Annotated in this window: 19 protein-coding genes and 1 other RNA gene (1 of these 20 cut by a window edge); 1 reads left to right on the top strand and 19 read right to left on the bottom strand. The window is 51.0% G+C overall.

The features are described from left to right. The 14 genes from GYMC10_RS00715 to rpoE all read right to left on the bottom strand — a co-directional run. Positions 1-269, bottom strand: partial view of a pro-sigmaK processing inhibitor BofA family protein gene (locus GYMC10_RS00715; RefSeq protein ID WP_012818389.1) — the 5' portion only. Its footprint begins 1 nt before the window's first position; only the first 269 of its 270 coding nucleotides appear in the window; the start codon lies at positions 267-269; only part of the stop codon is in view: it crosses the left edge, with 2 bases visible at positions 1-2. Between the two features lie 50 nt (positions 270-319). After that, the gene (locus GYMC10_RS00710) at positions 320-607 is read right to left on the bottom strand and encodes a hypothetical protein (protein WP_009595542.1); all 288 of its coding nucleotides are present in this window, start codon (positions 605-607) and stop codon (positions 320-322) included. Positions 608-831: 224 nt separating this feature from the next. Further along, complete coding sequence (recR, locus tag GYMC10_RS00705; protein WP_009595539.1) at positions 832-1431, bottom strand: recombination mediator RecR; 600 nt, start codon at positions 1429-1431, stop codon at positions 832-834. A gap of 25 nt (positions 1432-1456) precedes the next feature. After that, complete coding sequence (locus GYMC10_RS00700; protein WP_009595540.1) at positions 1457-1768, bottom strand: YbaB/EbfC family nucleoid-associated protein; 312 nt, start codon at positions 1766-1768, stop codon at positions 1457-1459. 40 nt (positions 1769-1808) lie between these two features. Next, positions 1809-3524, bottom strand: coding sequence for a DNA polymerase III subunit gamma/tau (dnaX, locus tag GYMC10_RS00695; RefSeq protein ID WP_012818388.1), 1716 nt, complete (start codon positions 3522-3524; stop codon positions 1809-1811). A gap of 295 nt (positions 3525-3819) precedes the next feature. Further along, positions 3820-4086: signal recognition particle sRNA large type (gene ffs / locus GYMC10_RS31680), an RNA gene on the bottom strand. Positions 4087-4203: 117 nt separating this feature from the next. Continuing rightward, on the bottom strand, positions 4204-4401 hold the full coding sequence (gene rpmE, locus GYMC10_RS00690; RefSeq protein ID WP_006207505.1) for a 50S ribosomal protein L31: 198 nt from the start codon (positions 4399-4401) through the stop codon (positions 4204-4206). A 172-nt stretch (positions 4402-4573) separates the two neighbouring features. Next, complete coding sequence (locus tag GYMC10_RS00685; protein WP_012818387.1) at positions 4574-5851, bottom strand: radical SAM protein; 1278 nt, start codon at positions 5849-5851, stop codon at positions 4574-4576. Positions 5852-5883: 32 nt separating this feature from the next. Further along, on the bottom strand, positions 5884-7212 hold the full coding sequence (rho, locus tag GYMC10_RS00680; protein ID WP_012818386.1) for a transcription termination factor Rho: 1329 nt from the start codon (positions 7210-7212) through the stop codon (positions 5884-5886). A 154-nt stretch (positions 7213-7366) separates the two neighbouring features. Then, positions 7367-8626, bottom strand: coding sequence for a UDP-N-acetylglucosamine 1-carboxyvinyltransferase (locus tag GYMC10_RS00675; RefSeq protein WP_012818385.1), 1260 nt, complete (start codon positions 8624-8626; stop codon positions 7367-7369). 321 nt (positions 8627-8947) lie between these two features. After that, positions 8948-9802 carry a class II fructose-1,6-bisphosphate aldolase gene (gene fba / locus GYMC10_RS00670; protein ID WP_012818384.1) on the bottom strand — a complete coding sequence of 285 codons (855 nt, stop codon included), beginning with the start codon at positions 9800-9802 and terminating at the stop codon, positions 8948-8950. A gap of 174 nt (positions 9803-9976) precedes the next feature. Further along, on the bottom strand, positions 9977-10369 hold the full coding sequence (locus GYMC10_RS00665) for a response regulator (protein ID WP_009595517.1): 393 nt from the start codon (positions 10367-10369) through the stop codon (positions 9977-9979). Positions 10370-10642: 273 nt separating this feature from the next. Continuing rightward, positions 10643-12244: a CTP synthase gene (locus tag GYMC10_RS00660; protein ID WP_012818383.1), complete on the bottom strand. Its 1602-nt coding sequence runs from the start codon at positions 12242-12244 to the stop codon at positions 10643-10645. Positions 12245-12770: 526 nt separating this feature from the next. Beyond that, on the bottom strand, positions 12771-13334 hold the full coding sequence (gene rpoE, locus GYMC10_RS00650; RefSeq protein ID WP_012818381.1) for a DNA-directed RNA polymerase subunit delta: 564 nt from the start codon (positions 13332-13334) through the stop codon (positions 12771-12773). A gap of 365 nt (positions 13335-13699) precedes the next feature. On the opposite strand from rpoE, the gene GYMC10_RS00645 reads away from it, so the two are divergent. Further along, complete coding sequence (locus GYMC10_RS00645) at positions 13700-14848, top strand: S8 family peptidase (protein ID WP_012818380.1); 1149 nt, start codon at positions 13700-13702, stop codon at positions 14846-14848. Between the two features lie 112 nt (positions 14849-14960). On the opposite strand, the gene argS is transcribed toward GYMC10_RS00645, so the two are convergent. From argS to GYMC10_RS00620, 5 genes are all read right to left on the bottom strand, one after another. Continuing rightward, on the bottom strand, positions 14961-16640 hold the full coding sequence (gene argS, locus GYMC10_RS00640; RefSeq protein WP_012818379.1) for an arginine--tRNA ligase: 1680 nt from the start codon (positions 16638-16640) through the stop codon (positions 14961-14963). Further along, positions 16637-17062 (bottom strand): DUF1934 domain-containing protein, encoded by a 426-nt coding sequence (locus tag GYMC10_RS00635; protein WP_012818378.1) that lies wholly within the window; start codon positions 17060-17062, stop codon positions 16637-16639. Before GYMC10_RS00635 ends, argS begins: the two co-directional genes overlap by 4 nt. Positions 17063-17189: 127 nt before the next feature. Continuing rightward, positions 17190-17708 carry a hypothetical protein gene (locus tag GYMC10_RS00630; RefSeq protein WP_012818377.1) on the bottom strand — a complete coding sequence of 173 codons (519 nt, stop codon included), beginning with the start codon at positions 17706-17708 and terminating at the stop codon, positions 17190-17192. Between the two features lie 129 nt (positions 17709-17837). Beyond that, complete coding sequence (locus GYMC10_RS00625) at positions 17838-18509, bottom strand: GNAT family N-acetyltransferase (protein ID WP_012818376.1); 672 nt, start codon at positions 18507-18509, stop codon at positions 17838-17840. 92 nt (positions 18510-18601) lie between these two features. Further along, positions 18602-19273, bottom strand: coding sequence for a GNAT family N-acetyltransferase (locus GYMC10_RS00620; RefSeq protein ID WP_012818375.1), 672 nt, complete (start codon positions 19271-19273; stop codon positions 18602-18604). Positions 19274-19301: the final 28 nt, after the last annotated feature.

Genomic DNA, 19301 nt, shown 5'->3' with positions numbered 1-19301 from the left:
CAACTACCTAATATCGTAAATTTTAAACCGATAAGAAGGGCCACACCCGGCAAGCCCAGGACCATGACCGTTCCTATGGTCATCGGATTCAGAGGAATATACGCTTCAGCTGCTAATCCGGTGAAATTCACAACATAGATAGCTACAGCCGAAAGGGCCAGATGCGCCCCGAATACAGTTAGCCATCCCAGCCCGAGCTTCTTTCTAAACACAACATAGATAAGCAGCAAGAGCGATATGCATAGTACGCCAAGCACAATCAATTTCATAGATACTCCTCCTTCAAAGGTCAATAGGAATCCTATCAATCAACTCTCGGTTAACCGTTCTCCCTTTTTTGCTCGATATACTGCATCCTTGCTCCATCCAGATTAAGCTGCTTGGCCTGTTTGAGATTCATCTGGTATTTGCGCTCTGCCGCCTCCAACATGTAGATCGCATAATCGATCTGATCCTGTCCCGTAGCCTCCTGGAACAGCAAGTGCGCCCGCTCCCACTCCATCTGGGATCTCTGGACGTCCAGGAAGACATGCCACATCCGTTCTTGCTCCTCTGCCGTGATATACGTTTCCTCTTCTTTCTTCCTCGACTTCCACCATATCTTCATTCCTTTCACTCCCTACGAATATGAATGATTAACCTGCCCTTATAAAGACCGTCTGTAACATTCATATCGAGAGAGGGACAAACTTAGAACCATAAGAATACTTTCAATTTCTACTTTCTTGGCCTAGAAATGTGCAAACAAAAAACGAGCCATCAGAATCGCTTCCGATGCTCGTTCTTATGTTGCTTTCATATTTCAATCAAATGCTGCAGGGATCAATAATATCAGTTCAGTTCTCTTCGACCTTCAAGCGCTTTGGATAAAGTCACTTCATCTGCGTACTCCAGGTCACCGCCAACCGGCAGTCCATGGGCAATACGAGTCACCTTAATATCAAAGGGACGGACCAGGCGCGATATGTACATCGCCGTTGCCTCCCCCTCGATATTAGCGTTCGTCGCCAAAATGAGTTCTTTCACTCGTTCGTCACTTAAGCGCGTGAGGAGCTCCTTCAGACGGATTTCATCCGGCCCGATCCCCTCCATCGGAGATATGGCCCCATGGAGGACATGATAGTAGCCCTCGAATTCCTTCGTGCGCTCCATCGCCACCAGATCCTTCGCATCCTGTACAACGCAGATGATCGAAGCATCCCGAGTCTTGTCCTGACATACCCGGCATGGATCCGTATCCGTGATGTTGCAGCAGACGGAGCAGTAGTGCAGATTCCTTTTGACACTGACTAGCGCTTTGGCAAAATCAATAACGTCATCTTCCTTCATGTTCAGAACATGAAAAGCCAGGCGGGCGGCCGTTTTCGGCCCCACACCCGGCAGTCGCGTAAAGGCATCGATGAGCTTCGCGATCGGTTCAGGATAGTACAAATGTAACTACTCCTTCTAGGTTAGTTTAGAACAAGCCCGGGATTTTCATGCCGCCTGTGAATTTGCCCATATCGGCGTTCGCAATTTCTTCAGCCTTGGCAAGTGCATCGTTAACCGCAGTCAGCACCAGATCCTGCAGCATTTCCACATCATCCGGGTCAACCGCCTCAGGCTTGATGTTGATGGACAAAATTTGTTTATGGCCATTCGCTTCTACGGTAACCACGCCGCCGCCGGAAGTTCCTTCAACGGTTTTTGTAGCAAGCTCTTCCTGCGCCTTCAGCATTTGCTCCTGCATCTTTTTCACTTGCTTCATCATTTGGTTCATATTATTCATGATTCATCTCTCCTTATAATAGGGTGCACGTAGGGACGCGCTAGTCTTTTATGACAACGAGGTCTTCTCCAAACAGCTGGATCGCCTCATCAATCCATGGTTTTTCTCCACCGGCATCAGCTTCTTCATGTTCCAGCTTAAGCTCTTCCGCCTGAGGCTTGCCTACTCCTTCTACCGCATCATTCCAGTCGCGAAGCATCATGGTCACCAGATGGTACGGCTTGCCGAGCATAGACTCAAGAACCCCTTCAATCACCTGTTTGTTGGCAGGTTTCTCCGTGGTTTCGCGGTGGATGTTGTTTTTGAAAGCGACAAGAACCTTGTCTTCCCATACGGATACGGGCTCACCATCCATCAGCCATGCGTGAACCGTTACCTTCTCCTCTTTCACGTTCTGCAGAATTTGGGCCCACTGCCGATGTACAGCGGTATAATCCTCTCCGGTCCGGGAGGATACATACTGATCCATATGCTGCGGAATCTTGGCCGTTGAAGCTGCTTTCGGTGCAGGTGTTCGGGTAGACTTGGCCGGTTCGCGTTGATTCGATGCAGGAACACCGTTTTGAATCAAACGTTCCAGCTTTTTCTCAAGTGCGGCTACATGCTGCTTCAGCTGAGCCAGTTCTCCCGCATCGGCCGTAGAATGGGCAGCTGCGGACCCGCCCCCGGATTGGGTAATGCCGGAAAGCTTGAGCAGTGCCACCTCAAACAGGGTTTGCGGCTGCGAGGCATATTTCATCTCACTCTGATAACGGTTGAGCGTATCAATCATTTGAAACAGCTCATCCCGGCTGAAGGCATTTGCCATCTCCTGAAACTCGGCCGGGTTCAAAACCCGATCAGTCAGCTTGTCGGCATCGGGAACCATCTTGATCATAAGCAAATCGCGGAAATAGTACAGGAGATTCTCCATGCATTTATCTGCGCTTTTTCCCTCCTGCATGAATTGCTCCACGATCTGCAGGACCAGCCCGGCATCCCCCTGCTTCACGGCGCCGGCCAGACGGCCAAACTGCTCTGAGGCAATGCCTCCCGTCATGTCCATGACCTGCCGGTAAGATACGGTACCTCCAGTGAAGGAAGCGATCTGATCCAGAATGCTCAAAGCATCCCGCATACCGCCATCCGATAGACGCGCAATATACTGCAGCGCTTCATGCTCAGCCGTAATGCCTTCTTCCCCGCAGATCTGCTCCAGACGTCCGGTTTGTTCCTCCAGGGACACCCTACGGAAGTCAAACCGCTGACAGCGTGAGATAATCGTTGCCGGAAGCCTGTGCGGCTCTGTTGTCGCTAGTATAAACATCACGTGTGCCGGCGGCTCCTCCAGCGTTTTCAGCAAGGCATTGAACGCTTCCGTCGTCAGCATGTGTACTTCATCAATAATATAAACCTTGCGCCGTACTTCGGTCGGTGCGTATTTGACTTTCTCCCGCAAATCACGAATTTCCTCGACGCCGCGGTTGGATGCCGCATCAATTTCCTGGACATCCATGACGGCTCCGGACGTTATGCGCCGGCAGGCCTCGCATGCATTGCAGGGTTCCTCAGCCGGACCATGCTCGCAGTTCACGGCTTTGGCCAAAATTTTAGCGGCACTGGTCTTGCCTGTACCCCGTGGACCGCTGAACAGGTAGGCATGGGAAACCCGCTGCTCGCGAATGGCATTCTGCAGGGTCTGGATAATATGCTGCTGGCCCACCATGTCGCCGAACGACTGTGGTCGCCAAGCTCGATATAACGCGATATGTTCCACTATGCTTTACCCTCTTTCAACTTCCACTTCGCGAAGATTAGGAAATCCAAGGCTAACACCAAAGCCTAATCCTCACGTGCTTTACAAGTTATATTCATGGTCAATCCCAGCCTAAACGGCATGAGTCAACGGTTATATTATACTACATTCTATACTACTTTCCCCTGCCTTAGCAAAACGTTTACTTGGAAAACTTTATCCAAAGTTCACGTGAAGCATTCGCTCCAATTTAGAATCCCGCCTGGACAAAAAACACCCTTGCCAAAGGCAAAGGTGTTATGTGCAGATATGTATACCGTGCACCTGTTATTGATCATTGCGATCCGAGCGGCAATCCTGAGCAGCAACTCGGGCTAGGCACTCCTCCGGCACAAAAGCGGTCTTGCTTATGGCTGCTTCCTTCCGGACCTGACCAGGTTCACAAGTGCTCATTGCGGAGGACCCAACCGTCAACGTTGAGCGCAGGGACCAGCCTCACATCGACAACACCTCTAACAGGAATTCAACCTCGCTACAGCGGATTGCGAGTTACAGGGCACCGCTACCTCCCCGTCTAGCACGGCGAACTTTAGTATATCGCATGGCTACCAAAAAAGCAACCGACGGAAGAAGTTGCATACTCCATCGGCCCTGCAGACAGACAAAAACCCTCCAGCCACAAGGGCGAAGGGTTTGTTTATTAGATACCGTATTTCTTCTTGAATCTATCAACACGACCGCCAGCATCCAGGAATTTCTGTTTACCTGTGAAGAACGGATGACAGTTCGAGCAAATCTCTACACGAAGATCGGGTTTCACAGAACCTGTTTCAAACGTATTACCGCAAGCACAAGTAACTGTAGTAACGTGATATTTCGGTTGAATATCTTGTTTCATTGTAGCTTTCACCTCTTTCCGCCCTGAGCCTCATGCGGACCCAGAGTTATATGGACACATAAAAGGAGTATAGCACGAGCAAATTGAATGCGCAATAGTCCATACACAAATCATCAGACAAGTCCGCAATTGGAACTACACCCTATTTTTAGCACATTCGAGACCGTGCAAGTTATATAATCGAAGGCCGCTTTTTCGGTCTCGCCTGTCCAGCAGGGGGCACATGCGTATAGGAGCCGATCACCACATCCGGCAGCTCCTCCTGCATGATCTCGATCGCCTGCTTCATTCCGAGAATCTCGCCTTGCGCAGGCGGGATGAGGCCAAGATAGCTCTCAGGGTCAATATTCAGATTGCGAAGCTGAATCAATTTCAGTCCCGTGCGCCGGGCAAACTCGATCATCGCTTCCAGCTCTTCCTCGCGGTCGGTCACGCCCGGAAAGATCAGATAGTTAATGGATGTATATACGCCCTGATCCGTTGCGTAACGAAGAGATTTCTCCACATTAGCGAGCGTGTAGCCTCTTGGCTTGTAGTATGCGTTATAATGGGCATCCAATGCACTGATCGTGCTGACTCTCATCAGATCAAGACCCGCATCCACGATACCGCGGATAAAATCGGTCAGTCCCGCATTGGTGTTAATATTAATGTAACCCATGTCGGTCTGTGCCCGGACTTCTCGCATAGCCTCTATAATGATCTTCGCCTGGGTGGAGGGTTCGCCCTCACAGCCTTGGCCAAAGCTGATGATCGACTCCGGGGTCTTCAGATGCTCCAGCATGACCTGCACCAGCTCATCCACTCTCGGACGGAAGTTCATGCGCGTCTGCGGGGAGACAAAGCCGCTGTCATCCGGCTGTTCCGAAATGCAACCGAAGCAGCCCGCATTGCAGGAGTAAGACACGGGAACCGCGCCTTCCCAGCGATTCAGGAAGGTGTTGGACGCCGTCAGGCACTCGTATCCCAGCGCACAGTTAGACAGATGTTCGTAGAGCCGGTTCTCCGGATACTTCTCCTTCAGCGTCTTAACCCCATGCTCAAGGTCATCCAGGTCACAATTCACAGGATTCCATTTCTCGGGATCGTCGGACAAACGCGCCGTCGTATAGAAAGCGCCATCCTTCCATACGACCGCCGAGTAACCGAACAGCGGCAGCTTATACTCCTTGTCCGACTTCACGTACCCCGGCAGGCAGAGCCGAGTGTAGCCTTGCGGCAGAAGCGCTCCGACAGCCGTATATCCGTCCTCAAGCGGCATCATGTCACCGGTCTCCGGATCCATTCCGATCGCACGGGTGCTCGGCAGTCCGACCAGCGTAGCCCCTTCCGGCAAAGGTATCAATTCATCTTCCAATATCTCGACGATCATATCTCCGCTGCGGGCCAGCCCGAACAGCTCGGAATGATCGTATACATTCCCTTGTTCATCTGCATAAACCAAATACATGTTGATCTCCTATTCTCCGGTTGATTCAGGGCTTAGCTCTGAGGGGCCGTCGCCGCAGATGCACGCGATGGACGTCTGGCTGTCTGGCCCTGAGTCCCGGTTCCGCCGCCGTTGTTGGCATTCACGTCAAATGATGCCAAGAACTCCGCGTTATTCTTGCTATCACGCATTTTTTTAAGGAAGCCTTCCACAAAATCGGCAGAGTCGTTCATATTTTTGCGGATCGCCCAAATGGTATCCAGTTCATCCTTGTTCAGCAGCACCTCTTCGCGCCGGGTACCGGAGCGACGAATATCGATCGCCGGGAAAATACGGCGTTCCGCGAAGCGGCGGTCCAAGTGCAGCTCCATGTTGCCTGTGCCTTTAAATTCCTCATAAATGATATCATCCATCCGCGATCCGGTTTCAACCAAGGCTGTCGCCAGGATCGTCAAACTTCCGCCTTCCTCCACGTTACGAGCCGATCCGAAGAAACGTTTCGGACGATGGAATGCCGCAGGATCAATACCGCCACTCAGCGTTCGGCCGGACGGAGGAATGACCAGGTTGTACGCACGGGCCAGACGGGTGATGCTGTCCAGCAAGATAACCACGTCCTTCTTATGCTCCACCAGCCGCAAGGCGCGCGACAATACCAGTTCCGCTACTTTGATATGGTTCTCCGGAAGCTCGTCAAAAGTAGAAGCAACCACCTCACCCTTAACGGAACGCTGCATATCCGTCACTTCTTCAGGCCGTTCATCGATGAGTAAAACAAACAGTTCAATCTCTGGATTGTTGGTTGAGATGCTGTTGGCGATTTCTTTCAAGAGGAGCGTTTTCCCTGCTTTTGGCGGTGCCACGATCAAACCGCGTTGTCCTAAACCTACGGGTGCAAGCAGATCCATAATTCGGGTTGACAACTGATTAGGGGATGTTTCAAGAACAAGCTTTTCTTGCGGATATAGAGGAGTCAAGGCTGGGAAGTGTAATCGTTCCGCTGCGACGGCAGGATTCTCGCCATTCACGGCGTTGACCTGCAGCAGCCCGAAGTATCGTTCGTTCTCTTTCGGCGTCCGGCATTTGCCCGAAACCAAATCTCCGGTCCGCAAATCGAATTTGCGGATCTGGGAGGCCGAAATGTAGATATCCTCCGTGCTCGGCAAATAGTTGATCGGTCTAAGAAAACCGTATCCTTCCGGCAAAATCTCGAGTACGCCCTCCATGAACATCAAGCCGCTCTGTTCGGCCTGTGCCCGGAGAATGGCAAATATCAATTCTTTTTTCTTCAACTGGCCATAATAAGGAATCTGATACTTCTTGGCCAGCTTATACAGATCCGTCAGCTTCATGCCTTCCAAATCGGCTATTTGTAAATCCATTCAATAACCACCTATTCAATTATTTGTTTCTGTCGCAGCAGTTCCCTGCTGTCATGTAGTCTATTAGTCTATGAGTGCTTTACTAGGAGCATTACCCAAATCAGAGGGAGATATGCAGTTTCCACCACACATTTCCCTCATTTTGGTAAAAAAGTCACTCTTCTTCGGTCTCGCGCCACACGTCGGCACCCAGCTCACGCAAGTTGGAAACGAGATGGTCGTAGCCGCGGTCGATGAATTCCACGCCGCTTACCTCCGTTATCCCTTCAGGCACCGTCAGTCCCGCAATGACAAGAGCCGCACCCGCGCGCAGATCGGTCGCTTTGACCTTGGCTGCGTTCAGCGGGCCGCCCTCGATGATGGCAGAGCGTCCCTCCACGCGGATTTTGGCCCCCATGCGAACGAGCTCCGGAACATGTTTAAATCGGTTGCTATATACAAAATCACTGAGAACGCTGACGCCTTCTGCTTGCGTAAGGAGGCTGGTCATCGGTGACTGCAAATCCGTTGCAAATCCAGGATATATAAGCGCCTTCACATCCACATGCTGGTACCGGTCTTTACCAATCACGCGAATGCTTTCGTCCAGCTCTTCGATGCCCACACCCATCTCGATCAGCTTGGCCGTGAGGGCCTCAAGATGTTTCGGGATGACGTTGTCAATCAGAACATCGCCGCGCGTAGCTGCGGCAGCAATCATATATGTACCGGCCTGAATCCGGTCTGGAATAATGGAATGTCGGCAGCCATGCATCTCGGTCACGCCCTCGATCCGGATGGTTTCCGTTCCGGCGCCCTTAATGACAGCTCCCATGGAATTTAAAAGTGTTGCAACATCTATAATTTCAGGCTCTTTCGCCGCGTTTTCGATAATTGTGGAGCCTTTGGCCTTGGCAGCCGCCAGCATAATATTAATCGTTGCACCTACGCTGCTTACATCGAGGTAGATCTTCGCGCCCCGCAGCTCTTTGGCATGCAGGTGAATCGAGCCGTGTTCATTGGTCACGGTCGCGCCAAGCGCTTCAAAGCCCTTGATGTGCTGGTCGATGGGACGAGGTTCAAAATTACAGCCGCCCGGCAGGCCGATCACGGCTTCTTTAAATCTTCCAAGCATGGCGCCCATCATATAGTAGGACGCGCGCAGTTTCTTGACGGGTCCGTTAGGCATCGGAATGGATTTGATATCAGAAGGGTCTATTCTCATCTGATTGCCTTCCCATGAAACTTGCCCGCCTAATTCCTCAAGGATCTCAGCATAAACAGCCACATCGCTGAGAAGCGGCAAATTATCAAGTACGACTTCCGATTCCGCCAGGATTGCGGCGGGAATTAACGCAATAGCACTGTTCTTGGCACCGCTGATTGTTACAGCACCTCGCAGTGGGCGTCCACCGCTGATCATCAATTTTTCCATAAGCTTTCGGTTCCCCCTACATCACTTCGCAGCCGGAAATGGTTCTGATGCCCGTCATACAAGAAAAACGTCGTATCGACGTTCCTAAAGGATGACAGACGCAATAAGCGTTCGTTTTCGTAGCGATTATCCGGTTGTGAAGCCTCACAATCCGCTTGCGCTTTTTGATAACTTAATAAATGAAATGGAAAAACACCGGCTATGCGGTGTGCTTTCCATTTCATTGTATGCAGCATAAGACAGCCTAAAATATCTTAGGTGATTCCTATCGTCATGTTGCGGCCACGAAGGCTACAAGCGACTTTTGTGTGTTACGGGTGACTAAGCTTGATTGTTGGAACCAAACTCACGGATTTTGCCGACAACGGTTTCCTTGATTGCCTCGCGGCCTGGTTTCAGGAATGTGCGCGGATCGTAAGCTTCCGGTTTAGCGGCAAGCACTTCACGAACAACTTTGGTGAACGAGATTTGGTTCTCGGTGTTAACGTTGATTTTGGAAGTACCCAAGGAGATAGCTTTCTTGATGTCATGCGTCGGGATGCCCGTACCGCCATGAAGCACCAACGGAAGTTTCACAGCATCGCGAATCTCTTCCATCTCTTTGAACCCAAGGTTTGGTTCGCCTTTGTAAGGACCATGGACAGAACCAAGCGCAGGCGCCAATGTGTCGATGCCTGTCTCGTTCACGATGCGCACGCAGTCGTCAAGCTTCGCGTACATTACGTCGCCGATAACGTCATCCTCTTGTCCGCCGACCATGCCGACTTCGGCTTCAACGGAAACGCCTTTGGCGTGAGCATACTCAACCACTTGTTTCGTTGTTGCAATATTCGTCTCAATCGGGCTGTGGGAATCATCGATCATAACCGAAGTGAACCCTGCATCGATTGCTTCTTTACATTTCTCAACACTTGAACCGTGGTCAAGGTGAATGGCAACAGGAACTGTAACTTTCAGGTCCTCCATCAAACCTTTTACCATGTGTACAACGGTGCTGAATCCACCCATGTAACGAGCTGCGCCTTCGGAAACACCGAGAATTACCGGCGATTTCTCTTGCTCAGCCGCTTCAAGAATTGCATATGTCCACTCCAGGTTGTTGATGTTGTATTGACCAACAGCATATTTACCTTCGAGTGCTTTGTTCAGCATGTCTGTCATTGATACTAATGGCATGGTTTCATCCTCCTATAGATGCTTAGTTTGTCTATGGTTTTTAGCCGATATAACATACGGACTTATTATACCACATCGCGTCATAAATACTAAACAAGCATTTCCTAAATTGCTGCGAAGGAACTCACATTCTGGCAAAAAAAAGAATTCCGCCCCTTGAGCAGAATTCATCATTCAACCGATGTTGTTCGCGGTCCCTTTCAGCTGCATGTTGACGGCTTGCCGCATCTCGTCAATGTCGAAGGGTTTGGTAAAATGCATCAGCGCTCCAAGATCGGTCGCTTCCTTGATCATGTCAAGCTCTCCATAGGCTGTCATCATGATCACCTTAATGTCCGGATTCATCTGTTTAATATGCTTCAAAATCTCAAGCCCGTCCATTCCAGGAATTTTCATATCCAGCAGCACCAAATCCGGGGCATGCATCTTCACGATTTCAAGGGCAGCCTTGCCGTTCGCCGCTTGGAACGTCTCATATCCTTCACTGCTGAACACTTCTACAAGCAGGATGCGGATCCCATTCTGGTCATCCACAATCAGCACTTTGTGTTTGCTTTGTTTGCTCATCCTTCCAACCTCCCGATACTTAAATCGTACAATGAGTATATGCAAACTCGAAAGTTCCTAACTTTCCCATAAACCGGCCATTATTTGTATTCGCCTGTAGATGTCGAATTCCTTCCTGTCCTAAAAAAAGTAAGAAAAAAAGATCGCGAATTGGCTGCATCCGAAATCGACAGCGCTGGACAGGGATTCCGGACCTCAGCTCCACCCTTCACGCAGCGACAAACGAATTTGCACGCAAAAAAAGAGCCTCTTCAAAAAAGAGGCTCTTCCCAATTATGCCTGATGCTGGATCGAGGCTTTTACAAATTCACGGAACAATGGCTGCGGACGGTTCGGACGGGAAGTGAATTCCGGATGGAATTGCACGGCGAGGAACCAAGGATGTCCTGGCAGCTCCACGATCTCGACCAGACGTCCGTCCGGTGAAGTACCGGAAATACGCAGGCCCGCTTTCTCGATATCTTCGCGGTATTGGTTGTTGAACTCGTACCGGTGACGATGTCTTTCGTAAACCAGCTCGTCCTGGTAGCAGGACTCCGCAAGCGATCCCGGAACCAGCTTGCATGGATAAAGGCCAAGGCGCATCGTTCCGCCAAGATCCTCGATATCCTTCTGCTCCGGAAGCAGGTCGATAACCGGATATTCGGTAGCCGGATCAATTTCGGAGCTGTTCGCACCGTTCAGACCTACGATCGAACGGGCATATTCGATCACCGACACTTGCATGCCAAGGCAAATACCGAAGAATGGAATGTTGTGCTCGCGGGCATAACGGATCGCGCTGATCTTGCCTTCGATCCCCCGGTCTCCAAATCCACCAGGTACCAGAATACCGCCGATGCCGTTCAACGTCTCTTCCACATTGTCCGCCGTAATTTCCTCGGCGTTCACCCAGCGGATCTTCACGTCGGCATTGGCATCAAAGCCGGCATGGGACAGGGATTCTACTACGCTGAGGTAGGCGTCATGAAGCGCGACATACTTGCCGACAATCGCAATCTCAACGGTCTTCTCCAGCTTGGAGACGCGCTCCACCAGATCTTCCCACTCGCTCATATCCGGCGCAGGAGTCGTCAGCTTCAGATGATTGACAACAATTTCGTCCAGGCCTTCATCGCGCAGATTCAGCGGCACCTCATACAGGGAGGACGCGTCGCGGCATTCTACGACCGCGTTAGGGTCGATATCGCAGAAGAGCGCGATTTTGGCTTTCATCTCGGTTGAAAGCTCATGCTCCGTACGGCACACGATGACATTCGGCTGAATGCCGATGCTGCGGAGTTCTTTTACACTGTGCTGCGTCGGCTTCGTTTTCACTTCACCGGCTGCCTTAATATATGGAATGAGGGTTACATGAATATACATCACGTTCTCACGGCCAACATCGCTCTTGATTTGGCGGATGGCCTCCAGGAAAGGAAGGCTTTCGATATCGCCAACCGTTCCGCCGATTTCGGTAATGACCACATCCGAACCCGCTTCACGGCCCGCACGGAATACGCGCTCCTTGATCTCGTTCGTAATATGAGGAATAACCTGCACGGTGCCGCCCAAATATTCTCCACGGCGTTCCTTGCTAATAACAGAAGAGTATACTTTTCCTGTTGTCACATTGCTGTTCTTCGACAGGTTAATATCGATGAAGCGCTCATAGTGTCCCAGGTCCAGGTCGGTTTCCGCACCGTCGTCAGTAACGAACACTTCGCCATGCTGGTAAGGACTCATGGTGCCCGGATCTATATTAATGTACGGATCGAATTTCTGAATCGTTACCTTGAGCCCTCTGTTCTTAAGCAATCTGCCGAGCGAAGCGGCGGTAATTCCCTTACCTAGAGATGACACGACTCCGCCTGTTACAAAAATATACTTTGTCACTGTTAAAAACCCTCCTATATAATCTCCATAACTTCAGGCGACATATGATGTTTATCCTAACCCGTTTTCCCCTGATTCATCAGAGGGACCAACAAAAACATCGCTCGCTTCCAATAATGGTGAGCGAGCTGACCTCCGACCTATTACAAACCGCATATATTGACGCTAAAATGATCCCCATCGGGCTGCCGGTACGGCATAACGTTATGAGGCTTCAGGGCGAGCGATTCCAATACATCTTCTTACTCTGCATATCTGAATCTTGGTCTTGCTATATTGGCCCGGAAGCTAGCGTCGTTTACACTTTCCGAGCCTTAAAAACAAAAAAAGTGACCCCGAATAAATAACGGGGCACTTTTATATTAAACATATTTAATCCACAATCATAAGCCCAAGCAATAGTTTACTCTGTGCCTTGTCTGCTTGTCAAGAGAAGAACCAACCTCAAAATTCCCCAATCGGCCGACATCGTAAAACAGAGTCATAAACCATGCGGACTGGCTTAAATTCCGAGCGGAATGACAGATTAATCTCTGTCGTCTTCCTCAAATTCTTCCTCTTCCAGATCTTCTTCCTCGGAATCCGCATCTTCGTCATCCAATTCGTCATCATCCAGAACAACGTCCTCATCTACATCATCGTCGGCATCGTCATCATCCGGGAAGAGATCGTCGTGATCATCGTCTTCTTCGTCGATGCTGTCGAAATCCTCTTCGGCATCGTCACCGCTATAGGTATCCTCTTCATCCGTGAAGTCATCGTCATCGTCGTCTTCATCATTGATGATCCGCGGACGTTTGGCGTTCGCAATCGGATCTTCGGACTTCTCCAGCGGATACCAGCGCTTTAGTCCCCACAGATTCGTACCTACACATGCGAAACGTCCGTCTATATTGATCTCGGTATATAACTGGGCAATCGTTTCGTTAATTTCCTGTTCCGTAAAGCCGCGAAGCTTGGCCACCTCATTCATCAGGTCACGGTAATAATACGGCGTATTCGCCGCCTTCAGAACCATAAAAGCCAGGTCAACCATCGGGATTTCCTGAATCTTCTCCGGATCGATCTTTAAATTGAGCGGATTACTCACTAACGCACACTTCCTCTCACACAATCTTCACGTTATACCCTCAACATATCCATTATCAAAACTAAGTAAAACCTATTTGGAAATAAAAATCAAGTTTTTATGCTCCATTACCCATCAGATACCAAATGGAAAAAGACGGAGACTTTTCTCTCCGCCTTCTGACTGTACCCGCCCCTAGGATCGACTCCTTACGGGATAGATAAGAGAACCTTGATATTCTCTCCATGTATCTTATGTTAGCCCTGCTGCTTTGACACGGTAAACAGGGCCTATTTCCCGGAAAAAGGGCAACATCCCATTCGGGCACTCTCCCCGGCTCATACAATACTGAAGCAACGGTTCATCGAGAAGGGAGATTGCCACACATGGATTACACCCGGATCATGCAATCACTACTTGCAGAGACGAACCCTATGCGGAACGTCCGGGAAATGAACCGGCGGCTCCTCACGTTTCATGACCCTCAGCTGTACCAGAAATGCATCCGCGAATGGAACCGGCTCGCAGGGAAAAGGCGTTTCCCGAGTTCGGTCAGCCGCTCGCCGCTTACTCGCACCATCATCGCTCCAGCTCCCCAAACCGCGAAGTTTGAAGCGGAGTTTCGGAACGAACTGATGGTTGAAGAGGATGAACAGGTTCATATCCACGCCATACAGGGGACAATAGGAACGCTAACCGGGATCCCATGGGGTATCAAGCAAATCAAAGCCCCTCAAGCCTGGTCTACCTCGACAGGACACCGCGTGAAGATTGCCGTTATCGACACAGGGGTGGATTTCGGTCACCCGGATCTGAAGTATTCGCTGACCCGAGGGGTCAACCTCGTCCATCGCAACATCCCGCCTTATGACGACAATGGGCATGGAACGCATATCTCGGGCACCATCGCTGCAGCAAACAGCACCCAAGGTATGATCGGCGTTGCTCCCAGATCTGTCGTGTATCCGGTCAAAGCCTTTGATCACAACGGCTCCGCCTTCGTGTCGGATATCATTCTGGCCATCGACTGGTGCGTGCGGGCCGAGATCGATATCATCAATATGAGTTTCGGCATGCAGACCCGAAGCCGCACGCTGCTGGATATCGTAAGCAAGGCCAACCAAGCAGGCGTCCTCATTGTGGCCTCTTCTGGCAATGACGGCAAACGCCGTACCGCGGACTATCCTGCCCGTTATCCCCAAACGATATCCGTCGGAGCTACCGACCGCAGCCGGAGAATTCCCGGCTTCAGCAATCGCGGGCAATTTGTCGATATTTATGCGCCCGGAGATAAAATCGTGTCAGCCTGGCTGCAGGGAAAATACCACGAAATGAGCGGCACTTCCATGGCCACTTCACACGTCAGCGGAGCAATCGCCCTGCTGCTTGCCCAGAAGCCTGACTTGAAAAAAACAGCTACGATCAAAGCCCTGCTGCGGCGCACCTCCTCCCCCCTTAAGCTCAAAAAAGGATACAGCGCCTCCGATGGAGAGGTAAATGCCTTGAAATTTTTGCGCGAGGGCATGAAATTATAAATTCGGTTCATCAGCAACGGCAAACGCCATTTCGTTCACGCATTAAAAACAGCCGTCTTTCCAAAGAAAGACGGCTGTTGGCTGTTATGGCATATGAAAGGGAGGGCCCTTCTTACATGCGTTCCGGCGCCGATACGCCCATCAGGCGAAGCACGTTGGCAATGACCGTGCGGACCGCTCCCAGCAAAGCAAGGCGGGCCTGCGTTTGATTCGCGTCTTCCGTAATCACGCGTTCGGCTCTGTAGTAGCTGTGGAACAAGGAAGCCAGTTCATATACATACCGGATAAGCCGGTGCGGTGCATAGTTCTCCGCAGCAAGCGACACTTCCTGCGGGAGTTCTCCCATTTTGCGCAAAATGTCGTATTCATGCTCGGCGGTCAGAACGCTCAGGTTGACGTCGGCAAGCGGCAAGAAGCTAACGCCTTGCTCCTCCGCTTGGCGGAATACGCTGCAAATGCGTGCGTGCGCATACTGTACGTAGAAGACCGGATTCTCGTTGGACGTGGATACCGCCAGATCCATGTCGAAATCCAAATGCGAATCCATGCTGCGCATGGTGAAGAAATAGCGGATCGCGTCCACGCCGACCTCATCCATCAGATCTTCCATCGTGACCGCTTTACCAGTACGCTTGGACATCTTGACCTTCTCGCCGTCCTGGAACAGGCTGACCATCTGGGCGATCAATACGATGAGTTTGTCCGGGTCATTGCCGAGCGCCTCCATGGCAGCCTTCATGCGCGGAACGTAACCATGGTGGTCGGCTCCCCAAATATTCAGGATCTTGTCATAGCCGCGCTCGTATTTATTGCGGTGGTACGCAATATCCGGCGTCAGGTAGGTATACGTTCCGTCATTCTTAACGAGGACGCGGTCTTTGTCATCCCCATAATCGGTGGTGCGGAGCCAGGTGGCCCCATCCTTCTCGTAAGCTTCGCCCTTGGCTTTCAGTTCTTCCAGGGATTTCTCCACCAGTCCATCCTCATACAGGGACGTTTCGCTAAACCACTCGTCAAAATGGACGCGGAATCGATTCAAATCGCGTTTGATTTTACCAAGTTCCTTCTCAAGCCCGAATTGACGCAAGAATGCCGTTCTCTCGTCAGGATCCATCGATAACAAGGAATCGCCTTTCTCGGCTACAAGCTCTTTGGCAAAACCTTTGATATCCTCGCCATGGTATCCGTCTTCAGGCATTTCGGCATCCTGGCCGAGCTCCTGCAAATAGCGGGCTTCGAGGGATTTAACCAGGTTCACTACTTGGTTGCCTGCATCATTGATGTAGTATTCGCGCGTAACTTCGTATCCTGCAAAATCAAGCACATTGCAAAGGGCATCGCCTACCGCCGCTCCGCGGGCATGTCCAAGATGCAGGCTTCCGGTGGGATTGGCGCTGACAAACTCCATCTGGACCTTTTGCCCTTCGCCCGAAGCGATCCGCCCGTAGTTATCGCCCTGCTCTTGTACCAATGCCACGATCGGATAGAGATACCCCTTGTCCAAGGTAAAGTTAATAAACCCGGGCCCGGCGATCTCCGCTTTCTCAATGGAAGCCTTTGCCGTATCCAAATGTTCCAGGATAGCTTCCGCGATTTGCCGCGGGTTCTTCTTGGCAATCCGCGTCAGCTGCATCGCTACGTTCGTAGCCAAGTCGCCGTGCGACTTATCCTTCGGAACTTCCAGCGTAATGGCGGGCAGCTCCTCGCGGGACACCAGTCCGGCAGCTACGGCAGCGTCTCCTACCGCCTCTGCAACCAGCCCGTTAATGTGATCTAATGGATTCATAGTCATGATTCATGTGCCTCCTGAATAGTCAAACTGATCGAAAAGTGTCCCGAAAACTCGTCAAACACATATAAATCATACGCCCAAGCCGCTCGTCCGGTCGTGCCCTCTAGCGCTAGCTCCAGACGCTGGGTGTGCGTAGACAGATTAAATGAAGTGAACGGGGAGCGATAATATCCAGGCAATTGCAGTCCCAGCTTAAACGCCTGCTCGGACTCCACCTCGCCATGACGGATCAGCTTCAGCTCGTCCTCCGTCAGTTTGAGCATGGCCCGGGTTTCCCCTTGATGCGGTCCAAGCGCCGGCTCCGTATAGCGCACATACAGCACTTTCCCCTTGATAAACGCCTCTGCGGGAAGCTCCTGTATCGTATTCTCTCCTTCGTGAAGGCTCTGAAGACGGATGCTCACTTGTTTTCGGTCGTTCATGTTCGTTCCTCTTTTCCTTACCTATTGTATTACTATATCCAGTATGGCCTTGCAATTCAAATGAGGATTTTAGCAAAAGTAAAGAAAATGTCTTTCGTCGTATTTTCGGAGAGGTTGGAGCGCACCCTTAATTCCCGTATTTTTCGGCCCATTGCTCGCGCCATTCCCCGAAACTGTTACCCGTGATTTCCTCCAAGGTCTTTCCATCAATGGAGTAAGGAGCCCCAGCTAAATCGTTCCGATCAGGGAACGAGGTTCCCCCGATGACCTTCCCCTCCGACATCATCACAAACAAGGCCGTATTCGTATTATACATGCGGTCAAGCGGATGCCCGGAAACCTTGAAGCGATAGGTGACAATTTCTTTTCCGTAATAGTTTGTCGGATCTTGGCTCTGTACACTCCATGTCTGAATATAGGGGATTGCGCCGTTACCAGGTGCGAGAAGAGATTTCTCAAGCGTATAAGTAATCGGTTTACTGGAGTGGCTTACAATCTTATAGCCCAGCGATTTCACGTAAGAGGCCGCTGTCTTCTGTTCTTCGGACATGGGTTTGCCGATATGAACGCTTAGTTGCATGAATGAATATAGGATTACGATGCTTAAACCAATACCTGCCCATAACCAAATACGATTTCGCTTCATAAGCAGCCTCCCCATTACGTCGACCTGGCCGTTCATAGGATTAGAATACCAAAAAATTGAAATCAATGGGCGGTCAAGAAAAAGAATAGGCCTGATTCAAGAAGAATCAGGCATGATCCATACTATAGGTTACAGCGGAAGCAAGGATACCTTCTCCCGCGCGTCCAGCTTGGCCACCATGTCGTTCCAGGCTTGCGGTTTTTCGGGCAGCACCGAATAGTATCGTCTCAAGAAGTTGGCAATCAGCTCCGCGGGCAATTCATCAACGGCATCGTCGCCCGGCATGAAGCAAAAATCAAGCCCGCTCACCGCTTCGCCATCGTTGTTCCAGGACGGATGCACATAGTCGATATCCGTGCGTTTGTAACCCAGATGCGACAGGACTTCGCGGCGAACGAACGGATCCATCGGCTTCACGCCGCCGAATGCATGGTCCTGCACCCGATATGGATCGTAAATCTCGGCAAACATGCCGAACAGCTCTTTGCCGTTTGCTGCCGCCAATTGATTCAGATCCTTCAAGCGATGTTGTGCCAGGAATCGGCCGATGCCGAGCCCTTCACGCCCGATAATGGTAAAATCGGTCATCGCCACGTTCCAATCCTCGTAATAGCGGTATTCCGTCGTACCCACCACTTCGTCCTCATGCAGGGCAACAAATACCCGAATACCCGGGTCTTCGAGCGGCTCTTTCCATAAGCTGAATTCCAGCACCTCTTCCGGAGGGAACACTTCCTTCATGAGATCGTGCATTTTGCGGAACAAGGGATCGTCGATGCTCGTAATGCGAATATATTCCATTAAATTAAAAGCCTCCTTATATATGTAATGAAAATATCTTTATATTATGAAGATATTCGAAGCCGTGAAATCATCGTTCATTCTAAACCACTTCACCCTCGGAATGGATTCTTCCATTCCATCAAGACCCCGTAATTGCAGGACTCCTCATCCTCCAAATACTCTGCCGCTACCCCGACGGGCGTCCGGCCGCACCGGAGCAGGAAGGTAATTACGGGGTCCTTGAGATCCCCCCTGACAACGGCATCCAAATATTCTACGGCCGACATTTCGTGCGCATGCCGATGATAGCCGGGCATCCGTCCGCCGCCAAGCAGCCGGTCCAGTCCCCTTTCGACGGTCACGTGATACAGCGACTGAATCAGCCATTTGCCGAGCCCCAGCTTGCGAAAGCGCGGCCTGACGCAAATGTCGGCGATGTATAGGGTATTTCCGTCCGGCTGATGCGTGCGGATGTATCCGTTATCCGTGGCCTCCGCCCAGGAGTGGGCAGGCTCCATCGGATCGTACTCCACAATGAGCGAGGTGATGGACCCGGCGAGCATGCCGTCCACTTCAACGCATAGCGCGCCCTCGGGAAACAAGGTGACATGCTGCATCAGCTGTTCCTTGTTCCACCATTGCTCCGGAGGATACGGAGGCGGAAACGTCTCGGATTGAATGGCGATCAGCTCGTCGAAGTCCGCTTCCGTGTAGCCTCGAATAACAACCGGCACCGGCCGGACGTCGTCGAATACATAAAACTGTTGATGAAACCGGGCCATTTCCTCTACACCGCCTTTTCCCATTTTA

It is taken from the genome of Paenibacillus sp. Y412MC10, from assembly GCF_000024685.1.
GTDB classification, from domain to species: domain Bacteria; phylum Bacillota; class Bacilli; order Paenibacillales; family Paenibacillaceae; genus Paenibacillus_AQ; species Paenibacillus_AQ lautus_A.
Note: the sequence above shows the minus strand (reverse complement) of the source record. Positions and strands in the feature narration are given on the sequence as shown.